The sequence below is a fragment of the Leucothrix pacifica genome, from assembly GCF_003172875.1.
Classification (GTDB): domain Bacteria; phylum Pseudomonadota; class Gammaproteobacteria; order Thiotrichales; family Thiotrichaceae; genus Leucothrix; species Leucothrix pacifica.
The window spans coordinates 53,919-73,860 of record NZ_QGKM01000027.1; the positions used below are offsets into that span (position 1 = coordinate 53,919).

The window sequence follows — 19,942 nt, forward strand, 5'->3', positions numbered from 1 at the left end:
TCCCTACAAGCGAGGCTCATGTTAAAGGTATGCACAAAACTTGTAAATGTTTGTTGTATTGAATTGCTTTCCTATAAATCACATGGGCGCTACTCTAGCGTAACTTGGCTTATGTTTGTTAATTAAATACTTCAGTAAATTAAATGCCTAAGATTAGATAGTGTAAAAAATAACCATATCGAGCGATATTCTACATCACTTATGGTCAGCTCAAGAAGGATATTTTAATTACGATGAGATTAATCAGAGCTGAAATAACTCCATTGGCTTGATTAATTCTCCTGATGCTGATGATAACCACTTGCATATTCGTACCATGGTTGCGACAAATTATTAAAGCAAGCATCATGAGGCTTCGTAACATCACGATAGAGTAGGTGACGTGTTTATTATTGCCCGATATGAATTAAGTCGTTTGATTATGACCCGCAGGGGGTTGCTATCTCTGCTCGCATTTTCCCTGGTTTGGTTCTTGATTCTTCGTTATCCCATTTACAGTGCTGCACAGTTTTTTATGGCTGATGCGCCCGGTGGAATTATCGTCAGTTTTTTTAATTCCACTATCATTAATAATCTGCTGTCATGGCAAGTGCCGGAATTGGCGGTATTGTGGGTAATTGCGCTGTATTTGTTCCCTGTTTTTTGTGTCGTGCTGACAGCGGATCAGACTGCGTCAGACAGGGCACGTGGTACCTTACGCTTGTTAAGCTTACGTGCTGGCAGAGACACAATCTTCTTTGGTCGCTTTCTAGGACAGCTGCTGATTTTGTTAATGTTAACGTTACTGGCACTACTATCAGCGGTTGCATTGGTCCTGATGAGAGATAGCACATTGTTACAGCCTTCACTTCATCTCTCAGCCATCATTTTGGTCAATATGATGTTGGTGTTATTGCCCTATACGGCATTAATGGCATGGGTCTCTTCGATGGCACGCTCGGCGCGACAGGCGACAATGTATGCGGTGATTATCTGGATAGTGTGTTCCATGTTAACCGGTTGGCTTTCGCGTCAGTTTCCGGGGCTCAGTATTCTGGATATGGTATTGCCCGGAGCGCAAGTGCAATCCTTATTACAACTATCTGGTTGGAATACCTTATCACTGGCAGCGATTCCAGTAATTCAAACCATTGTTCTACTGTTTCTGGGGCGTGTGATTATGCAAAGGAGTGACTGGTGAGTCTTATTCAATGTACTAATATCACAAAGCGCTACGGCAGCACGCTGGCGCTTGATAATGTGTCACTGACATTAGAGGCAGGAGCACCCATTGCATTAATTGGTCCGAATGGTGCCGGTAAAACAACATTATTCAGCTTGCTATGTGGATTTCTCAGAGCGAGTAGTGGTGATGCCTTGATTATGGGTCATCAGGCGGGGTCAAAAGCATTACATGGTCGTCTTGCTGCACTCCCGCAAGATGCCAATCTGGATCCTCGTTTTAGCATTGGCCATCAACTGGAGTTATTTGCAAAGCTACAAGGTTTTATTGGCTCCAAGGCGGGTAACGAAGTTAAGCGGGTTTTACAGCAGGTGGATTTATCAAACACTTATGATATGAAACCAGAGGCGTTGAGTCATGGTATGCGTAAGCGGATTTTACTGGCGCAGGCATTAATGGGTAGTCCTGAGCTGATTCTATTAGATGAGCCAACAGCGGGTCTTGATCCGCCCAATGTGAAGGTGATGCGCTCATTAATTAATGATGCTTCAAAAAACGCGACCTTTATTATCAGCTCGCACAATTTGGATGAACTGGAAAAGGTTTGCCAGAGTGTGGTGCATTTGGATAAAGGTCACTTGAAAGGTGTGGTCGATATTCATCAGGCACGTAATAGTGGTTACTTAACTGTGGTGATGGCTGAACTCAAAACCACTGATCAAGACATTCGTGAATCGTTATTGTCTCTGCCAGGAGTAACAGCGGTAAGCTTTAACGCCCCGAATCGTTTTGTACTCGAATACGATAGTAAACAGCATAGTAATCTTGATATGTTATTGATGCAGCATTTGTCGGAGAAGGGATGGCCTTACCGACAGCTGGTTAACGGGCGTACATTGGAAGATCAGGTTTATTTTTAGTCATCCACGGATGGCACTGACAGTAATGCTTCCTTGCTGGCGAAACGTGACTGTCTGAGATGTTGGCGCTGTTGTCTGGGCAGCATTCTTAGATAGTCAGCTTCCTGTTGTAATAGCTCGGAACCAACCACTTCAGGGATTACATTGGCTGCGGGTGAAGCTGGACGTTTTACGGTTGTTGATGAAACCTCATCTAAGGTTGTGTAATGAGCGCGTTCAATACCAGCATTAAAGGCTCCCAAGCCCGTATTGTGCTCGGCGTCCAATGCCCAGTTGAGTTCTTTATTACTATTGAACCAGACCAGCGCTTTAATAGCGGGGTAGTTGTTTTCAATAGTCACCAGCATGTCATTAACCCACGCAGCCTTACTCTCGTAAATGTCACTATCATCACCGTACTGACCCTGTGCTTCATTAGGAAGATCGGCTGGCTCAGTCGAAGATACTTCGGCAATCATAATAGGCTTGTCCGGAAAGTCTGTAACTAGCTTCACATATGACTGACTGAATGTTTCATCAAAACTTTTCCAGCGGGTGTAGTGATAATTGCTGCCCCAGTTATAGCCATCAATGGATACCCAGTCCACTACATCATCACCGGGATAATAAACAGAGAAGTCATTATAATCATCGACATCAACATTGTTGACGTTCCACACCCATTCCACATGCTTCGCCACGCCAGCTGCAACGAACCGTTGATGTATATGACGCCAGGCTTTGATCAACTCATCCGGTTGGTTACTCCACGGAAACCAATCACTATTAAATTCATGGGCAAAGCGAATCATGACTTTAGGCTGATAATTCGCATCATAGTTGGCTAGCCATAGTCTGAAGCCATTAATCCATTCATAAAGATAGTCGTCCCATGCGCCATCGGAAATTTCAGAGAGCAAGCTATCGTCTGGTCGTTTGTTGACGGTGGGCATCCAGGTGATCATGGGAATAGCCTGACGTGACACGACGTTACTACTCTGGTATTTCAGGTAAGTCCAGTCCATGTCAAAGCTACTGAATACATTGATCACCGATATAGGCTTGTGGAGTTTTTCGTTAAAGATGTCAATGATTTGCTCATCCCAACCATCCTGATCCAGATAGGCTCCAAGTAGTACACGATCCTGAATTTTATCAACAGAGTACGCGGACACAAATGGTGCTTCAGCGCCTGAGCTGACCGATGTGCCACCATTACAGCCGAGAAGGAACGCGCATACCATTACGCATGCGGTTAGCATTAACCAAGACTTCAACAGAAATTCCCCGTGCAACAAACTTATAATTAATTATTTTGTCATAACTCTAAGGCCTGTTTATGTTGAATACAAGAAGATTCTGGCAGACTGCTAAGCGGTGCATTGTGCTACGGATATCAGGTCTATTTGTAGTAAACAAGTAAATCATCCAATCTAAATAATGATTCTGTGCGTATACAAAATAAGATAACCACAAACATTAAAATAATCAGGAGTCATAACTGATGAACGAACAAATTTTATCAAGAAGAGATTTTTTAAGAGGTAGCCTCAAACTAGCAGTCATTGGCGCGGGTAGCGCAGCTTTGGCAAGCGGAGTCGTGCAGGCTGACGGAACTGAGGTATTTGAAATCGTAAAAACAGATCAGGAATGGCTGAAGCTATTAGGTAAGGATCGCTTTGCGATTCTGCGTGAAGAGGATACTGAGCGTCCCGGAACCAGTGCATTGCTCAATGAGAAGCGTAAGGGTATCTACCACTGTGCGGGTTGTGACCTACCTGTCTATTCTTCAGAGACTAAGTATGAGAGTGGAACCGGCTGGCCAAGTTTCTATGATTCTTTGCCCAATGCTATTGGTACCCGTGAAGACAGAAAGCTAATTTTCTCTGTGCGCACAGAAATCCATTGCCGTCGTTGTGGTGGTCACTTTGGTCATGTGTTTGATGATGGCCCGGCACCAACCGGCAAACGCCATTGCCTGAACGGACTATCTTTAACCTTTAAGCCAGAAGCAGCCTGATAATCAGGTTGGGACTAGCCCTGAGTTATGGAATAATGCTCAGATTCTAATTGGGTAATACTCAGGGCTTTCTGGTATGGATAAAAAATTCATCACTGCTGCGGAATTGCTGCGGGATTCGTTTCGTTTAGCATCACAGGTTTATGAAGACGGCTTCCGTCCTCAGTTTATTGTTGGGATCTGGCGTGGTGGCGCGCCGATCGGGATTGCCGTTCAGGAATACTTCGATTATAAACAAGTGCAGACGGACCACATCGCTGTTCGCACCTCCTCGTATTACGGCATCAATAAGCAAAGTAAGACCATCCGCGTCCACGGTTTACATTATCTCATTGAAAATGCGAATGCTGATGACAGTTTGTTGATTGTCGATGATGTATTTGATTCTGGCCGCAGTGTTGATGCGCTGATGAAAGAAATTTCCAAACTTTCCCGTTTGAATATGCCAAAAGATATTCGTATTGCTTGTCCCTGGTATAAACCATCGAACAAGTCAGTCAGTATGACACCGGACTACTTTGTCACTGAGACAGACGAATGGTTGGTGTTCCCTCATGAATTAACAGGGCTGACCCCTGATGAGATTCGTGAAGGTAAATCTGAGTTGGCAGAAGTGATGGATCTTCTGTAGAACGCTGGTTCTTCGCCTCTACCATAGGGGCGATTTATGGTTCAAACTTTACACCCAGAAAATCGAACAGTAATCCTGAGTCCTCGGGTTCGAGTGCCTGCATTACTTTTATTAGTTGCTTGGCTGTGTATGCTGGTGTCTGGAGATCTTTGGCAGAGACATTGCGTTGAAAGGGTTCGGACAGCTTAGTATCGGTTGTGCCGGGTTGTAAGCCACAAATTACGACCGGACGTTTCATGCGTTGTAATTCAATCGCGTAATTCTTTATCAGCATATTGAGTGCTGCTTTACTGGCGCGATAACTATGCCAGCCTCCCAAACGGTTATCACTGGTGCTGCCGACACGCGCGGACAAAATGCCAATCTTCATCGATTGCTGTTTAGGAAAGTGCTCCAGCAAGGCCTTGACGAGTAGTGTTGGGCCGACAGCGTTTAATGCATAGGACTGCATCAGCTGGGCGCTACCTAATGTGCGGTAAGTCTTTTCAGGCTGATAAGCCTCGTCATGTAGCCAACCCGTTGCGATGAACACCCAGTCAATCTGTCGACTGACTGAGAGTTGTCCAACCGCGGTTTGCAGACTAACTTCATCCAGCAAGTCAAAAGCGATCGACTCAGAAACATTGCTGATTTCTGGAAGTAACTCTGGCTTTCTCGCCATACGGATAATGTCAATATCAGGGTACTGCAGGATTAATTGCTCACAAAACGCCTGACCAATGCCACCGGATGCGCCGGCGATGAAGACACGCTTTGGGATGTCGTTAGTCTGCGGTCTTTGCAGAATAGAATGTGTCAAATCGGCTTGTGTCATGGTTAGTCTCGTTTAATCTTCGTTACCCACATCCAGCATTTCTCTGGCTAGAGCGAGTGTGGAGTCAGTAATCTCGATGCCCCCCATCATGCGGGCGATCTCTTCAACACGCTCCTCATCCCGCAATGTCAGCATGCCTGTGCTGGTGCTGGTTTTGCCTTTGATTTTAGTGACTTTGTAGTGTTGGTGCGCTTGTGATGCCACCTGCGGTAAATGCGTCACACACAGTACCTGACGACTGCCGCCAAGCTTGCGCAACTGTTGTCCCACCACTTCTGCTGTACCACCACCAATACCCGTATCGACCTCATCAAAAATCAATGCGGGTAGTGTGACTTTCTGCGCGGCAATCATTTGAATCGCCAGCGATATCCGTGATAACTCACCACCTGAGGCAACTTTGACTAATGGCTTTAACGGTTGGCCTGGGTTGGCGCTGACCTGAAACTCAATATCATCCATGCCGTGCGAGGTAAACTTACTATCCTCATCAAAGCCACAGTTAATTTCAAACACACCGCCATCCATGCCTAGCTGTTGCATCGCTTTTGACACGCCTTGGCCTAATTGTTTTGCGGCTTTTTCACGGGACTTATGAAGCTTAGTCGCGCGATCAATATAGGCTTGACGGCTTTGCTCAAGTTTTTCTTGTAGCGCGTCTAAATCATATTCATCGCCACTGAGTGCGGCCAAACGCCGGGATAAATCACTGAATTTTTCAGGTAATTCCTCCGGTGTCACATTATGCTTACGGGCCATTTGGTGCAGATCAGAAATGCGGCTTTCTACCCATTGCAGACGCTGAGGGTCAAGCTCGAGACTGTCTTGATAATGACGCAGCGCACTGCTGGCTTCTTCGACCTGAATTTGCGCTTCAGTTAGGAGAGTTAGTGGTTCTGCAAAACTGCTGTCCAGCTCTTTCAGCTGTGTCATTTCGCTAATCAGGTGGCTCAGCACTGAATACACTGAGTTTTGCTCGGCATCATAAAGTTGCTCAAGCCCCGTTGAAGCGGTTTGTAATAAATGCCCTGCGTTTGACAGGCGGTTGTGTTCTTCATCCAGTTGCGCGTATTCACCTTCAATCGGTGCCAGCGCCTCCAGCTCTTGCGTCTGAAAACTCAATAAATCAATTTGTGCCTGATGATCACTGCTTTGGTTTTGTAGCTGATCCAGCTTATCTTGCAGTGCTTTCCAGTCTTTATAGTGCTCATTCAGCGTGTTCAGTTGTTTGTGATGACTGCCATAATCATCCAATAATTGCCGCTGCATGTCTTTTTTCATCAATGACTGATGTTCGTGCTGGCCGTGAATATCCACCACTTGTTCGCCTAGCTGACGCAACATGGTCAGGTTTGCCGGAGTACCGTTGATCCATGCGCGTGACTTGCCGGTATTGGTAATGACACGTCGCAGAATGCATTGATCATCCTGATCGAGATCCTGATCCTGCAGCCATTTTAAGGCTGTCGGAGTGTCTGAAATATCAATGGTCAGTGTAATTTCAGTCTTTTCCGCACCATGACGCACCACACCGCTGTCGGCGCGATCACCCAGTACCAAACCGATGGCATCGACCAGAATGGATTTACCCGCGCCGGTCTCACCCGTAAGGGCGGTCATGCCTGGCTCTAGCTCTAAGTCTAGTGTTTCGATAATGGCAAAGTCACGAAGGAAGATATGGCTTAGCATTGTTGTTTTATTCCTGAGTGTGTCGGTGGTGGATGTGTTTACTGGTGGGGATAATATCACTCATGCGAGTGAGGTGCAGGAAAAGTGATGAGTGAAAGGGTTGTGGAAGATGTGTACCCGAAGCTCGATATAGGCGTTTATTGTAACGACTTAATCTAATGGAATTAGCTGACTACCCTGATGTAATTTCAGTCGGAAATCATTAATGACGATAAACTAGGCTATAGTTATGGTTAACAAGATCAGATCTATATGGGGAGCTTTGAAAAGCTAAGTTGACAAGTTCTCTGAGCATCAAACTGTGGTTTTATATTAATTTTCTGATGTATGTAATAGGGGTTTATTCTCTTCATGAAAGCTACTAACTGGACTGCCTATGGTACTCCCGACGTCTTACAACTAAAAGATGTTGAAAAGCCATTCCCAAAAAATCATGAAGTGTTAATAAAAGTCTATGCATCTACTGTTACTCCAGGCGATTGTAGACTTCGGGCATGCAGAGTGCCCAGAGGCTTCTGGCTACCGACCCGATTAGCGTTTGGTTTATTCAAACCCAGAAAGCCCATATCAGGTATGGAGTTTTCCGGAGAGGTTGAGTTAGTCGGGAAGGATGTAAGTCAATTTAAAAAAGGCGACAGAGTCTATGGAACCGCAGGCATGAGTTTGGGGGCGAATGCCGAATACGTCTGTCTGTCTGAGACAAAACCCTTAGTAAAAATTCCCGACCATATCAGTTATAAAGATGCAGTTGCCATTATGTTTGGTGGGCTGACGGCGCTTCATTTTCTTCGGGATGAGGCAAAGGTGCGCAGTGGCCAAAAGGTACTGGTGAACGGAGCGTCCGGTTCAGTCGGAACTGCTGCGGTACAAATTGCCAAATATTATGGGGCGGAGGTGACGGGTATCTGCAGCGAACCGAATCATGAACTAGTGATGTCCATTGGCGCTGATCACATCATTGATTACACCAGAGAGAGCTTTGTGGATAATGGGGAAACCTACGATATTATTCTCGATACAGTAGGCAACTTGTCGTTTTCTGTCTGTGCTAAATCTCTTTCATCTCAGGGAGAACTAGTGCTGATAGTCGCTGATTTACAGACCACTTTACAGTCGGTCTTTAATAAGCAATTGATTTGCGGAGTAGCTGATGAAAGCAAGGAGGCGCTAAACTTTCTGCTAGGTCTTGTTGATTCGGGAGCGTTCACATCAGTGATCGATAGTCTTTATCCCTTAGAAAAAACAGCGGAAGCGCACCGATATGTCGATAAGGGACATAAGTGCGGTAGCGTTGTGTTAGTCGTGACAGATGAATAACGTCCCTATCATTCGAGCGCTATGGCGGCGTAGTACTCCACCCCAATTTCGTCCTAAGAATATGAAAATAATCATAATCCTCAGGATGGATCAGCAATAATTTATTAGGGTGCTGGCGAATCACAATCCGGTCACCCGCCTTCAAATCCACATTAGACTGTCCATCAAACGACACCCGTGCATCCACATTACGTGACTCGCACAGCAGTATTTCAATCTCACTTTCCGAGCTAACCACGATGGGGCGGTGACTCAACGTATGCGGACAAATCGGTACCAGCGTCACAGCGCCTAATCCCGGATGCAAAATGGGCCCACCAGCTGATAGTGAGTAAGCAGTAGAACCAGTTGGTGTCGAGATAATCATCCCATCCGCTCGCTGCGTATTCACAAAATGTCCATCGATCTGGGTGTCAAACTCAATCATGCGGACATCATTGCGCACATGCACCGCTACATCATTCAGGGCGTTGCCCGCGCCTAATTTCCTGTCACCACGATACACGTCAGCTTGCAGCATGGTTCGTGCCTCAACGGTGTATTGACCCTCCAGCATGGCATTGAGTTGCTGGTCCAGATTGGTTGATGAGATGTCGACTAAGAAGCCGAGACGACCAAGGTTGACGCCAATGATGGGAATGCCTTTGGGAGCGAGTAAGCGCCCGACCTGTAACAGGGTTCCGTCACCACCAATAACGATGGCCAGATCAATATTGTCTGCTAAGTAATCATCGTCATGCCCGGAAATATCCAGAAATGATGCCACCGTATGAGTGACGGAAACGGCGAATGATTGGTCAGTTAAAAAGCGGTGTAGCTCATGCAACGTGTCGGCGATGCGGGTGTCTTGTTGTTTTGAGAATAATCCGATTCGACTAAATGAACGCATACAAAGTCCAGCATGGGTTAGGACGATTAGAGTCGCAAACCTTGGCTACAAATGCAAGCGTACTAAATCTATTTGCAAGCATTCACATTTGCCCCCATATAACAGTAATATAAGAATATCTTTATGAGGCAGGCAACGCCATGGCTATTGACAATACACAGTTGAATGAACGCGCACAACAGCTGCTTAAGGTGTTGATCGAAGGCTATATTGTGGATGGTGCGCCGGTTGGCTCCTCTACATTGGCTAAACGCAGTGGTTTAAAGATTAGTCCGGCAACTGTGCGCAATGTGATGGCGCTGTTAGAAGATCAGGGCTATATCCATGCGCCACATACCTCTGCGGGGCGTATTCCAACAGCACGCGGCTATCGTTTATTTGTTGATTCGTTGGTGAATGTACAGGAGTTAGATCAGAGTGATTTGCACACCATGCAGGGGCGTTTTAGTGACACTCAAACGACCAATTCAGAATTAATCCAGACGGCTTCCAGTCTGTTGTCTAATATCACGCAGCTGGCTGGTGTTATTACCTTACCTAGTCTTGAAGCAGTAGCGATTCGTCACATCGAGTTTTTATATCTATCAACGGATCAGATTTTGGTAGTGTTAGTGATGAGTGATAACGAGGTCCAGAACCGGATTATTCATACCGATCAGGAGTATTCCTCTGAGGAGTTACAGCAATACGGTAACTACCTGAATCAGCACCTCAATGGCATGGATCTTCATCGGGCGCGTCAGCATATGTTGGACGCCATGAATAAAGATCGTGAAACATTGAATAAGATGATGCTTTCGGCGATCGAGCTTGGTGAAAAAGCCTTTGATGACATTTCTAAAGGCGAAAATAGTGAGGATAGCTGCCTGATTGTAGGTAAGACGAATTTACTCGACTATGACGACTTCTCTGATATGGATACCTTGCGACAAATCTTTAATGCCTTTAATGAAAAGCGCGATGTGCTGAAGCTACTGGATAATTGTATTCAAGCTAAAGGGGTGCAGATTTTTATTGGGCGTGAGTCTGGTAAAGCGGTGTTTGATGACTGTAGTTTGGTGACTGCGCCTTACAGCATCGATGACAAGCATTTGGGCGTTCTTGGCGTGATCGGCCCTAAGCGTATGCAGTATGAAAAAGTGATTCCGGTAGTGGATATTACATCACGCTTATTGAGCGCAGCGCTGCGGTCGAAAATCGCTTGAATTTGCTGTGAAAACCTATATATTAGATTTAACTAATATACTTATTTAGGTGAGACCATGATTTTTAGACAACTCTTTGATGAAGAAACATCAACACTGACCTATATACTGGTTGATGCTGTCACGCGTGATGCTGTGATTATTGATCCGGTGCTAGGGCAAGATAAGCGTGATTTGGCGGTTCTCGAAGAGCTGAATGCGAATCTTAAATATATTGCAGAGACGCATATTCATGCTGACCACGTTACTGGCGCACGTGCTTTGAAAGAAGCGACGGGCTGTAAGTTTATTTCTGGCGTGGGTACGGGTATTACCTGTGGCGATAAGCTGATGGAAGAAGGTGAAATCATCAACTTTGGCCATGAAGTGCTATATGCGATTCTGACACCAGGTCATACAGACGGCTGTACGACTTATCGCTGGCGTAATCGCTTATTCACGGGTGACACGTTATTGATTGGCGCTTGTGGTCGTACTGACTTCCAACAAGGTAGCGCTGAGCGTTTGTATGAAAGCTTGCAGAAGCTTCAGTCTTATCCTGATGAGTACTTGGTCTATCCTGCGCACGATTATAACAATCATCGTGTTAGTTGCATTGGTCAGGAAAAAATCAGCAATCCATATCTAATGGGGCTGAGCAAAGAAGGCTTCATTGAAAAAATGGAGAACCTGAATCTGCCGAATCCGGCTAAGATCGATGTAGCGGTTCCTGCAAATATGGTTTGTGGTGCGGATGATCGTGGTGAGATTGATACGCGTGTTGTGGAACATTCTGCGTAAAAAGTTGCAATACGGATATCTCTGATTTGTAGGGATAACCGACTATTTAAATTAAACCTCGTCTAGTACGGGGTTTTTTTATGTTTTTTCAAAATTAAAACTTGAAAACATAAGGTTAACCCAAATTATAGGCATCAAAGATTACCTAGAGAGTGGAGCTAATGAGCAAATCTGATCAAACACCTGAGAATCAGCAAGCACCTGAAGTGGATGTAGACGTTATCTCAGCAGAGTCTGAAACCATTGAGTCAGATGTTGAGGGGACTGAGGCCGCTGAAGATTCGGCGGATGCAGCACTTTCCAGTGATGAAATTATTGCGCAGTTGCGTGAGAAGCTGGAAGCAACAGAGCAGAAAGCTAACGAAAATTGGGATAGCTTCCTGCGCCTGCAAGCTGAGATGGATAACCAGCGTAAGCGTAGCGAAAAGAAAGTTGAAGATGCACACAAGTTCGCATCACAGAAGTTTGTAGAAGCACTGCTACCCGTGGTTGATAGTCTTGAAATGGGCATGGCCGCTGAAGGCAATATCGAACAGATTCGCGAAGGCATGGGCCTGACCATGAAGCAGTTCGAGTCGGTCATGGAAAAATTCAATATCGAAACCGTGAATCCGATGGGTGAAAAATTCAATCCGGAACTCCATCAGGCGATGGCAATGCAGCCAAACCCTGAGATGGAAAATAATACTGTTATGGCCGTCATGCAGAAGGGCTTTACATTAAGTGGCCGCTTGGTTCGTCCGGCAATGGTTATGGTCGTTAAAAATTAAGTGATTCAGCGAAATTAATTCGCTTTAAACACGAAACATTACTTGAATTTAGAGAAATGAACCGCAGTTTATTTCTCAAGTTAAAAAAGTTTTCTTTGGAGAAAAAGAAATGGGAAAAATTATTGGAATTGACTTGGGTACTACCAATTCATGTGTGGCTGTCATTGAAGGCAAAGACGCCAAAGTAATCGAAAACGCAGAAGGTCACCGTACTACACCATCTATCATCGCATTTACCGATGAAGAAGTAATGGTAGGTCACTCAGCTAAGCGTCAGGCGGTTACTAACCCTAACAACACTATCTACGCAATCAAGCGTTTGATTGGACGCACCTTTGACGAAGAAGCAGTACAAAAAGATATCAAGCTGGTTCCTTATAACATCGTTAAAGCGGATAACGGCGATGCGTGGGTTGAAGTGAACGGCAAGAAAATGTCTGCGCCTGAAGTATCAGCACGTGTATTGATGAAGCTGAAGAAAGATGCTGAAGCATATCTTGGTGAAGAAGTCACAGAAGCGGTTATCACAGTTCCTGCATACTTCAATGACTCACAGCGTCAGGCAACTAAAGATGCGGGCAAGATCGCTGGTTTGGATGTTAAGCGTATCATCAATGAGCCAACTGCCGCTGCACTGGCTTACGGTATGGATAAAGCCGCGAAGGGCGACAAGAAGATTGCTGTATACGATTTAGGTGGTGGTACTTTCGACGTATCGATCATCGAAATCGCTGAAATCGACGGTGAGTACCAGTTCGAAGTACTAGCGACTAACGGTGATACATTCCTTGGTGGTGAAGATTTTGACATGCGTCTGATCGACTACTTAGCGGATGAGTTTAAGAAAGAAAACGGCATGGACCTGCATAATGATCCGTTAGCACTTCAGCGTTTGAAGGAAGCGGCTGAGAAGGCGAAGATCGAATTGTCATCTTCTACACAGACTGATGTAAACCTTCCTTACGTAACCGCTGACGCATCGGGCCCTAAGCACCTTAACGTGAAAGTAACTCGCGCTAAGCTTGAGTCTTTGGTTGAGGACTTAGTAACACGTACTATCCAGCCTTGCCAAACAGCATTGAAAGATGCCGGTTTGTCAGCATCTGAAATCGATGACGTTATCTTGGTTGGTGGTCAGACACGTATGCCTAAGGTTCAGGAAGCGGTTACAGACTTCTTCGGTAAAGAGCCACGCAAAGACGTGAATCCTGATGAAGCGGTTGCACTGGGTGCAGCGATTCAGGGTGGTGTACTAGGTGGTTCGGTGACTGACGTACTGTTGTTAGATGTTACTCCACTGTCTCTGGGTATCGAGACAATGGGTGGTGTCATGACTAAGCTGATCGAGAAGAACACAACCATTCCTACCAAGGCGCAGCAAGTGTTCTCAACGGCTGATGACAACCAAAATGCAGTAACGGTTCATGTGCTGCAGGGTGAACGCGAGATGGCGTCTGGTAATAAGTCTTTGGGTCGTTTTGATCTGACTGACATCCCACCAGCACCACGCGGTATGCCTCAGATCGAAGTAAGCTTGGACATTGATGCTAACGGTATCCTGAACGTGTCTGCTAAAGACAAGGCGACCGGTAAAGAGCAGTCTATCCAGATCAAAGCGTCTTCAGGTTTGTCGGATGAAGAAATCGATCAAATGGTAAAAGATGCTGAAGCTCACGCTGAAGAAGATAAGAAGCTGAAGGAGCTGGTTGAAGCCCGTAACTCTGCTGACAGCATGGTTCACGCAACTGAGAAGTCATTGAAAGAGTTTGGCGACAAAGTTGACGGTGCTGAAGTTGCTAAGATTCAGGCTTTAGTTGATGAAGTGAAAGAAGCAATCAAAGGCGAAGACAAAGAGTTGATCGACTCTAAAGCTCAGGCGCTGATGGAAGCTTCAGGTGCATTGGCACAGGCGCAAGCTGGTGGTGAGCCAGGTGCAGCAGGTGCTGAACAAGCACAGCAGAAGCCAGTTGATGATGACGTGGTTGATGCTGAGTTTGAAGAAGTTGATGACACTAAGAAGTAATCACTTCGGCTCCATCTGAATGCAGGCGCGTAGGGAGTTTCTCTACGCGCCTTCTTTGGTATTAAGCGAATCACATTTATTGCAGAATTTAGGTTAATAGTATGGCCAAGCAGGATTATTACGAAGCTCTCGGGATCAATAAGAACGCGAGTGAAAGCGAGTTGAAAAAAGCGTACAAGCGAATGGCGATGAGACATCATCCTGATCGCAATACGGATAATCCAGACGCGGAAGTAAAGTTCAAAGAAGTCAAAGAGGCTTATGAGGTTCTGAGTGATCCTCAAAAACGTGCTGCTTATGATCAATTCGGTCATGCAGGCGTGGATGGCTCTGCCGGAATGGGCGGTGGTCGTGGCGGATTTGGCGGCGGAGGCGGCGGCTTCGGCGATATCTTCGACGAGATCTTTGGTGGTGGCCGGGGCGGTCGCGGAAATCCAAATCGTGCTTACCGTGGTAATGATCTGCAATACAATCTTGATCTGACCTTAGAGCAGGCGGTGTTCGGTACAACGGTTGATATTCGCATCCCAACGATGCAGAACTGTGAGCCTTGTGGTGGTTCTGGTGCGAAGCCTGGTACAACACCAGAGACTTGTTCAACTTGTCACGGCCAAGGTCAGGTACGTATTCAGCAAGGATTTTTTGCGGTTGAGCAAACATGCCCGAACTGTAATGGCTCTGGTAAGACCATTAAAGAAAAGTGTGGTAGCTGTCACGGTCAGGGACGTGTCGAAAAGCAAAAAACATTGGAAGTTAAAATCCCAATGGGCGTGGATACCGGTGACCGGATTCGTTTATCCGGCGAGGGTGAAGCGGGTATGAATGGCGGTCCTGCGGGTGATTTGTATGTGCAGATGGAGTTAAAGTCTCACGATATTTTTGTGCGTGATGGTAGCGATTTGCATTGTACGATTCCGGTTAGCTTTGTGACCACTGCTTTGGGTGGCGAAGTGGAAGTACCAACGCTTAACGGGAAAGTAAATTTAAAAGTTCCTCATGGCGCACAGTCTGGCAAAGTTTTCCGCATGCGTGGTAAGGGTGTGAAGTCGGTTCGCGATGCATTTGAAGGTGACCTGTTTTGTAAGATTCAGGTAGAGACACCAGTTAGTCTGACTAAAGACCAAAAACGTCTCCTACGCGAATTTGAAGATAGTCTTAAGGATTCAGGTGCAAAGCACAGCCCGGAAATGCATGGCTGGGGTGATAAAACAAAATCTTTCCTCGATAATGTGAAGGGTTGGTTCGAGGGAGAGAAGTAAGCATGACTAAGATTGCAATTGTCGGCGCAGCTGGTCGCATGGGTAAAACACTGATTGAAGCGGTACAGGCTGATGAGCAGAGTCAATTAACTGCAGGTACGGTATTACCTGATAGCTCCTTAGTAGGTGTTGATGCGGGTGAAGTTGCAGGTGTTGGCAAGAACGAAGTCGCACTGGTTTCATCGCTGGATGATGCGGCAGACTTTGATGTGTTAATCGACTTTACTACCACCGATGCGACGATGTCACATCTGGATTGGTGTGTGGCCAATAACAAGTCTATCGTGATTGGTACAACCGGCTTCAGTGATGAGCAGAAGCAGCGCATTCAAACGGCTGGTGAGACGGTTTCTGTCGTGTTTGCCCCCAATATGAGTGTGGGCGTGAACCTGTGCTTTAAGTTATTGGATATGGCGGCACGCGTTTTGGGTGATACGGTTGATATCGAAGTGATAGAAGCGCATCATCGTCATAAGATTGATGCACCATCCGGTACTGCACTGGGTATGGGTGAGGTACTAGCAAAAGCCTTGGACCGTGATCTCAAAGAGTGCGCGGTCTATGGTCGTGAAGGTGTGACCGGTGAACGTGATCGCAAGACAATCGGCTTTGAAACCATTCGTGCCGGTGATATTGTGGGTGAACATACGGTGATGTTTGCGGACATTGGTGAGCGTATCGAGATTACACACAAAGCGTCTAGCCGAATGACCTTTGCCAAGGGTGCGATTCGTGCGGCAAACTGGCTGACAGGTAAGCCGGCAAAAGTATATAGCATGCAGGATGTGCTGGATCTGAACTAAATAATTGCAAGCGAATGATTTGTTCGTTTGCAGAAAGTCTAAATAAATTGACGTAGGCAGAGTACAGGTATGACGACAAATACAAGATGGTTCTGGTTAGCGCTGTTTAGTGTCAGTTGCATACTACTGTATCTGCTTGCTCCGATATTACTGCCGTTTGTTGCCGGTGCGTTGTTGGCGTATCTTGGCGATCCGCTGGTTGATCGTTTGGAGACGTATAAAATCTCCCGAACCAATTCAGTGGTGATTGTGTTCGTGGTGGTCTTTTCCATCATGTTGCCATTCTTTATTATCCTGATTCCACTATTGGAAGATCAGATTCAGGCTTTCTTCAAAAAGGTACCTACCTATCTGACATGGATGACGACCTCTGCAGAGCCTCTGCTGGAAAGATTAGGCATCGCAGTGCCGGCAATTGATGCCGAAAGTGTAGGTAAAACCTTGTCTCAGGAGTGGTCTGTTGCCGGGAGCTTTATTAAAAGTTTGATTGGTACCGTTTCGCGCTCCGGTTTGGCAGTAATGGGGTGGTTAGCCAATCTTGTGCTAATCCCCGTCATTACATTCTATTTGTTGCGTGACTGGGATAAGTTGGTTGCCTATATTCGTGAGTTATTGCCACGTAATGTGGAGCCTAAGTTTGCGATGTTGGCCAAAGAGTCAGATGAAATGTTGGGTGCTTTTTTGCGTGGTCAGCTAATGGTAATGCTGGCACTGGGCGCCATGTACAGTGTGGGTCTGGCGATTGTTGGTGTTAACTTTGCATTGCTGATTGGCATTATTGCCGGAATCATCAGTTTCATTCCTTATATGGGGCTAATCGTAGGCATCGCCATCGCGAGTATTGCCGCGTTAGTCGAAACACAAAGCTTTATGATGGTAGTTTGGGTCATCGTTGTCTTCAGCGTTGCGCAGATGGTTGAAGGGATGCTACTAACGCCTCTGTTGGTTGGTGACAGAATAGGTCTTCACCCTGTTGCGGTGATCTTTGCCGTGTTAGCTGGCGGTCAATTATTTGGTTTCTTTGGTATTTTGCTGGCACTACCAGTGTTCGCGGTATTGGCGGTGCTATTGCGACATGCACATGACTCATACCTCGAAAGTCAGATATATCGAATATGACTTTCCAGCAAATGACCCTCAACGTCACCTCACGTGACGGACTAAAGTTTGATTCCTTCTTTGAAACGGAAGAGAACCATGATGTTGTAATGCGCCTGAAAAACTTTGCTGAGACGGATCAGTCCTCACAGGTATTTATTTGGGGTGAGATGCACTCAGGCAAATCACATTTATTGCAGGCCTGCTGTTACGATGCAACGGAGCGTGGTCAGCGGGTTTCTTATCTACCGCTTAAAGCATTGGGTACTTATGGCACAGCCTCTGCCCGTGGCCTGGAAAAGATGAATCTGATCGTCGTAGATGACGTGGATTTGGTGGTGGGTAATCTGGACTGGGAAGAAGCACTATTTGATTTGATTAATAACAGTCGTATCAGTCGTCAGCGCTTGTTATTTAGTGCCTCAGAAAATCCACGCCACATGGAATGTAAATTACCAGACCTGTCTTCACGCCTGATCTGGGGTGAGTCTTATAATCTACAAAGTTTGTCAGACCAAGACAAAAACAATGCTTTACGTCAGCGCGCTGCACAACGTGGACTAGAATTAAATGATCGAGTACTTGAGTATTTAAACCGTCATTACCCGCGTGATATGGGGTCGATGCTGACGATTCTCGATGTGATTGATGAAGAAAGCTTACGCAAGCAATCCAAAATAACCGTACCATTTCTTAAGCAGGTACTTGATTCTTAGCGTCATTAGCCCTATTAGTTAACTATGCACAGGTGTGCACTTTTATAGTTATAGGGTAAGCCCAATGGACGCGAAATCTTTCTTAGATGATTTATTACAAACCGGACGTGAAATGGCAGCTAAAGGCCAGGCGGTGGTTGAAAAGAAACTGGATATTGAAGAGCCGGGAGAGAAGCGCGACGCTACCATCTCCGGAATCAAGACCGGTGCAATTGCTGCTGGCGTGATGGCATTACTGCTTGGTACAAAAGGTGGACGTCGTGTCACCGGTTCTGCGTTGAAAATCGGTAGTCTTGCTGCCGTAGGCGGTATCGCATGGAATGCTTACCAAAATTGGTCTGCACAAAGTAAAGCTGAACAGGCTGAGGTTGAGCCTGTTGCGGTTAACCAACTTGGATCAGACGCTGCTAATGCGCGCAGCATGACACTACTCAAAGCCATGATTGCCGCAGCGAGTGCGGACGGTCATATTGATGACATGGAAATGGCTGACATCAATCAGCAGATCGCTGCACTCGGTTTGACGGGTGATATTGCCAGTTTTGTTCGGGCTGAAATTGCCTCGCCAGCCAGCTTAGATGAGCTTGCTGCACTATCTGATAGCCCAGAAACTGGAGCCGAGATTTACTTGATCTCATCCATGGTCATTAACAAAGAAAATGAGATGGAACGTACATATCTGGATGCATTAGCGGCGACTTTGGAGCTTCCGGACGCCTTGCTGGTTGAGTTGGAAAAAGCGAAAGCAGATGTTCAGGCTAATGCTTAGCCAATAAGATTATGAGCGATTAAAAAAGAAGGACCCGAATTCAGGTCCTTCTTTGATTGTGGCTAGTCTGTTCCAGTCCATTCACAATGCCTCGTAATCAATACGTGCCTTCTTCATTCAGCAGTAATCGCTCCGCCACACTTAACTTATCCAGAGCCTTTTCAGACAGTGTTGGATACTGTGGCTGCATGCCCTCTAGAGTTTGACGAATAATTTTGGCCACCTGCAATCGCATATAAGGTTTATTATCCGCAGGGATCGCATACCACGGTGCATCTTCAGTGGATGTCGCCTTTAATAGATCGTGATAACTCTGTTGATAGTTATCCCATAAAGCACGTTCAGCAAGATCTGAATTCGAGAACTTCCAGTTTTTATGCTCGTCATAGATGCGTGATAGAAAACGATTTTTCTGTTCATCCTTAGACACATTCAAAAAGAACTTAACAATGGTCGTGCCATTTTTCGTTAGATGCTTCTCAGCTTGGTTTATCGAGTCATATCGGTCTTGCCAAAACTCATCTTCTCCACCTTCCGGAATCTCTATACGCTGACCGGCTAAGTACTCAGGGTGCACCTTGATGACCAGCACTTCCTCGTAATAACTACGATTGAAAACACCAATTCGACCCCGTTCCGGCATTTTACAATGGGTACGCCACAAGAAGTCATGATCCAGTTCTTCCTTAGAGGGCTGCTTAAATGAATACACCTGAAAGCCTGCGGGATTCACACCCGTAAACACCGAGCGAATCGTGCTGTCTTTACCGGCGGCATCCATTGCCTGAAATATTAATAACAGGGAGTGTTTATCCTCAGCGTACAGTTGGTGTTGCAACTCGGCGATAGACTCGATTTCTTTTTTGAGCTGTTTTTTAAGACTCTTTTTACCATCAACATCACCTTCCGGTGCAGTCAGTAGGGCATCAAAGTCGAAGGCGCCATTGGCAGGAATAAGGTAAGAATTATTGTTTGATTTCATATCACGCTCCTAAGTTGGTTCAAGCTTATCTCAGCCGATTTCGGGGCGCAAATTAGTGTGCTCAGGTGCATCAAATGGAGCAGAAATTTTAGTTATTCAGCTATGGTTAATATTTA

The 19,942-nt window shown here is 45.9% G+C and carries 19 protein-coding genes; 14 read left to right on the top strand and 5 right to left on the bottom strand.

From position 1 onward, the window contains the following. The first annotated feature begins 382 nt into the window (after window positions 1-382). Window positions 383-1,180 carry an ABC transporter permease subunit gene (locus DKW60_RS10870; RefSeq protein WP_109837681.1) on the top strand — a complete coding sequence of 266 codons (798 nt, stop codon included), beginning with the start codon at window positions 383-385 and terminating at the stop codon, window positions 1,178-1,180. Beyond that, window positions 1,177-2,082 carry an ABC transporter ATP-binding protein gene (locus DKW60_RS10875; RefSeq protein ID WP_181389658.1) on the top strand — a complete coding sequence of 302 codons (906 nt, stop codon included), beginning with the start codon at window positions 1,177-1,179 and terminating at the stop codon, window positions 2,080-2,082. Before DKW60_RS10870 ends, DKW60_RS10875 begins: the two co-directional genes overlap by 4 nt. Here the strand turns inward: DKW60_RS10875 and DKW60_RS10880 are convergent. After that, window positions 2,079-3,338 (bottom strand): glycoside hydrolase family 26 protein, encoded by a 1,260-nt coding sequence (locus DKW60_RS10880; protein WP_146203472.1) that lies wholly within the window; start codon window positions 3,336-3,338, stop codon window positions 2,079-2,081. The two genes, DKW60_RS10875 and DKW60_RS10880, sit on opposite strands and share 4 nt — an antisense overlap. Window positions 3,339-3,565: 227 nt before the next feature. On the opposite strand from DKW60_RS10880, the gene msrB reads away from it, so the two are divergent. Further along, the gene (gene msrB / locus DKW60_RS10885) at window positions 3,566-4,081 is read left to right on the top strand and encodes a peptide-methionine (R)-S-oxide reductase MsrB (RefSeq protein ID WP_109837684.1); all 516 of its coding nucleotides are present in this window, start codon (window positions 3,566-3,568) and stop codon (window positions 4,079-4,081) included. A gap of 76 nt (window positions 4,082-4,157) precedes the next feature. Next, window positions 4,158-4,712, top strand: coding sequence for a phosphoribosyltransferase (locus DKW60_RS10890; RefSeq protein WP_109837685.1), 555 nt, complete (start codon window positions 4,158-4,160; stop codon window positions 4,710-4,712). Window positions 4,713-4,746: 34 nt separating this feature from the next. Here the strand turns inward: DKW60_RS10890 and DKW60_RS10895 are convergent, their stop codons facing one another. Both DKW60_RS10895 and recN read right to left on the bottom strand, forming a co-directional pair. Beyond that, window positions 4,747-5,526 carry an SDR family NAD(P)-dependent oxidoreductase gene (locus tag DKW60_RS10895; protein ID WP_109837686.1) on the bottom strand — a complete coding sequence of 260 codons (780 nt, stop codon included), beginning with the start codon at window positions 5,524-5,526 and terminating at the stop codon, window positions 4,747-4,749. Between the two features lie 12 nt (window positions 5,527-5,538). Continuing rightward, window positions 5,539-7,215, bottom strand: a complete 1,677-nt coding sequence (gene recN, locus DKW60_RS10900) for a DNA repair protein RecN (protein WP_109837687.1) — start codon at window positions 7,213-7,215, stop codon at window positions 5,539-5,541. 351 nt (window positions 7,216-7,566) lie between these two features. On the opposite strand from recN, the gene DKW60_RS10905 reads away from it, so the two are divergent. Then, complete coding sequence (locus tag DKW60_RS10905; RefSeq protein WP_109837688.1) at window positions 7,567-8,532, top strand: NAD(P)-dependent alcohol dehydrogenase; 966 nt, start codon at window positions 7,567-7,569, stop codon at window positions 8,530-8,532. Window positions 8,533-8,551: 19 nt separating this feature from the next. On the opposite strand, the gene DKW60_RS10910 is transcribed toward DKW60_RS10905, so the two are convergent. After that, window positions 8,552-9,421 (bottom strand): NAD(+) kinase, encoded by an 870-nt coding sequence (locus tag DKW60_RS10910; protein WP_109837689.1) that lies wholly within the window; start codon window positions 9,419-9,421, stop codon window positions 8,552-8,554. Between the two features lie 140 nt (window positions 9,422-9,561). Here DKW60_RS10910 and hrcA point away from each other — a divergent pair, with 140 nt between their 5' ends. The 9 genes from hrcA (at window position 9,562) to DKW60_RS10955 (ending at window position 18,844) form a co-directional block, all read left to right on the top strand. Then, complete coding sequence (gene hrcA / locus DKW60_RS10915) at window positions 9,562-10,626, top strand: heat-inducible transcriptional repressor HrcA (RefSeq protein ID WP_109837690.1); 1,065 nt, start codon at window positions 9,562-9,564, stop codon at window positions 10,624-10,626. A 57-nt stretch (window positions 10,627-10,683) separates the two neighbouring features. Next, on the top strand, window positions 10,684-11,406 hold the full coding sequence (locus DKW60_RS10920; RefSeq protein WP_109837691.1) for an MBL fold metallo-hydrolase: 723 nt from the start codon (window positions 10,684-10,686) through the stop codon (window positions 11,404-11,406). Between the two features lie 161 nt (window positions 11,407-11,567). After that, window positions 11,568-12,176, top strand: coding sequence for a nucleotide exchange factor GrpE (gene grpE, locus DKW60_RS10925; protein WP_109837692.1), 609 nt, complete (start codon window positions 11,568-11,570; stop codon window positions 12,174-12,176). A gap of 109 nt (window positions 12,177-12,285) precedes the next feature. Next, the gene (gene dnaK, locus DKW60_RS10930) at window positions 12,286-14,199 is read left to right on the top strand and encodes a molecular chaperone DnaK (RefSeq protein ID WP_109837693.1); all 1,914 of its coding nucleotides are present in this window, start codon (window positions 12,286-12,288) and stop codon (window positions 14,197-14,199) included. A 101-nt stretch (window positions 14,200-14,300) separates the two neighbouring features. Next, on the top strand, window positions 14,301-15,458 hold the full coding sequence (gene dnaJ, locus DKW60_RS10935) for a molecular chaperone DnaJ (RefSeq protein ID WP_109837694.1): 1,158 nt from the start codon (window positions 14,301-14,303) through the stop codon (window positions 15,456-15,458). 2 nt (window positions 15,459-15,460) lie between these two features. Continuing rightward, the gene (dapB, locus tag DKW60_RS10940; protein ID WP_109837695.1) at window positions 15,461-16,261 is read left to right on the top strand and encodes a 4-hydroxy-tetrahydrodipicolinate reductase; all 801 of its coding nucleotides are present in this window, start codon (window positions 15,461-15,463) and stop codon (window positions 16,259-16,261) included. A gap of 69 nt (window positions 16,262-16,330) precedes the next feature. Next, complete coding sequence (locus tag DKW60_RS10945) at window positions 16,331-17,380, top strand: AI-2E family transporter (protein ID WP_109837696.1); 1,050 nt, start codon at window positions 16,331-16,333, stop codon at window positions 17,378-17,380. After that, complete coding sequence (gene hda / locus DKW60_RS10950; protein WP_109837697.1) at window positions 17,377-18,075, top strand: DnaA regulatory inactivator Hda; 699 nt, start codon at window positions 17,377-17,379, stop codon at window positions 18,073-18,075. Before DKW60_RS10945 ends, hda begins: the two co-directional genes overlap by 4 nt. Before the next feature lie 64 nt (window positions 18,076-18,139). Beyond that, window positions 18,140-18,844, top strand: a complete 705-nt coding sequence (locus tag DKW60_RS10955) for a tellurite resistance TerB family protein (RefSeq protein ID WP_109837698.1) — start codon at window positions 18,140-18,142, stop codon at window positions 18,842-18,844. A 97-nt stretch (window positions 18,845-18,941) separates the two neighbouring features. On the opposite strand, the gene DKW60_RS10960 is transcribed toward DKW60_RS10955, so the two are convergent. Further along, the gene (locus tag DKW60_RS10960) at window positions 18,942-19,826 is read right to left on the bottom strand and encodes a PPK2 family polyphosphate kinase (protein WP_109837699.1); all 885 of its coding nucleotides are present in this window, start codon (window positions 19,824-19,826) and stop codon (window positions 18,942-18,944) included. Window positions 19,827-19,942: the final 116 nt, after the last annotated feature.

What these genes read in the sequence shown, in the direction of transcription:
- recN (WP_109837687.1), bottom strand. Translation starts at nt 7,215, where the DNA reads ATGCTAAGCCATATCTTCCTTCGTGACTTTGCCATTATCGAAACACTA.
- DKW60_RS10910 (WP_109837689.1), bottom strand. Translation starts at nt 9,421, where the DNA reads ATGCGTTCATTTAGTCGAATCGGATTATTCTCAAAACAACAAGACACC.
- hrcA (WP_109837690.1), top strand. Translation starts at nt 9,562, where the DNA reads ATGGCTATTGACAATACACAGTTGAATGAACGCGCACAACAGCTGCTT.
- DKW60_RS10920 (WP_109837691.1), top strand. Translation starts at nt 10,684, where the DNA reads ATGATTTTTAGACAACTCTTTGATGAAGAAACATCAACACTGACCTAT.
- hda (WP_109837697.1), top strand. Translation starts at nt 17,377, where the DNA reads ATGACTTTCCAGCAAATGACCCTCAACGTCACCTCACGTGACGGACTA.
- DKW60_RS10895 (WP_109837686.1), bottom strand. Translation starts at nt 5,526, where the DNA reads ATGACACAAGCCGATTTGACACATTCTATTCTGCAAAGACCGCAGACT.
- DKW60_RS10890 (WP_109837685.1), top strand. Translation starts at nt 4,158, where the DNA reads ATGGATAAAAAATTCATCACTGCTGCGGAATTGCTGCGGGATTCGTTT.
- msrB (WP_109837684.1), top strand. Translation starts at nt 3,566, where the DNA reads ATGAACGAACAAATTTTATCAAGAAGAGATTTTTTAAGAGGTAGCCTC.
- dnaK (WP_109837693.1), top strand. Translation starts at nt 12,286, where the DNA reads ATGGGAAAAATTATTGGAATTGACTTGGGTACTACCAATTCATGTGTG.
- dapB (WP_109837695.1), top strand. Translation starts at nt 15,461, where the DNA reads ATGACTAAGATTGCAATTGTCGGCGCAGCTGGTCGCATGGGTAAAACA.
- DKW60_RS10955 (WP_109837698.1), top strand. Translation starts at nt 18,140, where the DNA reads ATGGACGCGAAATCTTTCTTAGATGATTTATTACAAACCGGACGTGAA.
- DKW60_RS10945 (WP_109837696.1), top strand. Translation starts at nt 16,331, where the DNA reads ATGACGACAAATACAAGATGGTTCTGGTTAGCGCTGTTTAGTGTCAGT.
- dnaJ (WP_109837694.1), top strand. Translation starts at nt 14,301, where the DNA reads ATGGCCAAGCAGGATTATTACGAAGCTCTCGGGATCAATAAGAACGCG.
- DKW60_RS10905 (WP_109837688.1), top strand. Translation starts at nt 7,567, where the DNA reads ATGAAAGCTACTAACTGGACTGCCTATGGTACTCCCGACGTCTTACAA.
- grpE (WP_109837692.1), top strand. Translation starts at nt 11,568, where the DNA reads ATGAGCAAATCTGATCAAACACCTGAGAATCAGCAAGCACCTGAAGTG.
- DKW60_RS10960 (WP_109837699.1), bottom strand. Translation starts at nt 19,826, where the DNA reads ATGAAATCAAACAATAATTCTTACCTTATTCCTGCCAATGGCGCCTTC.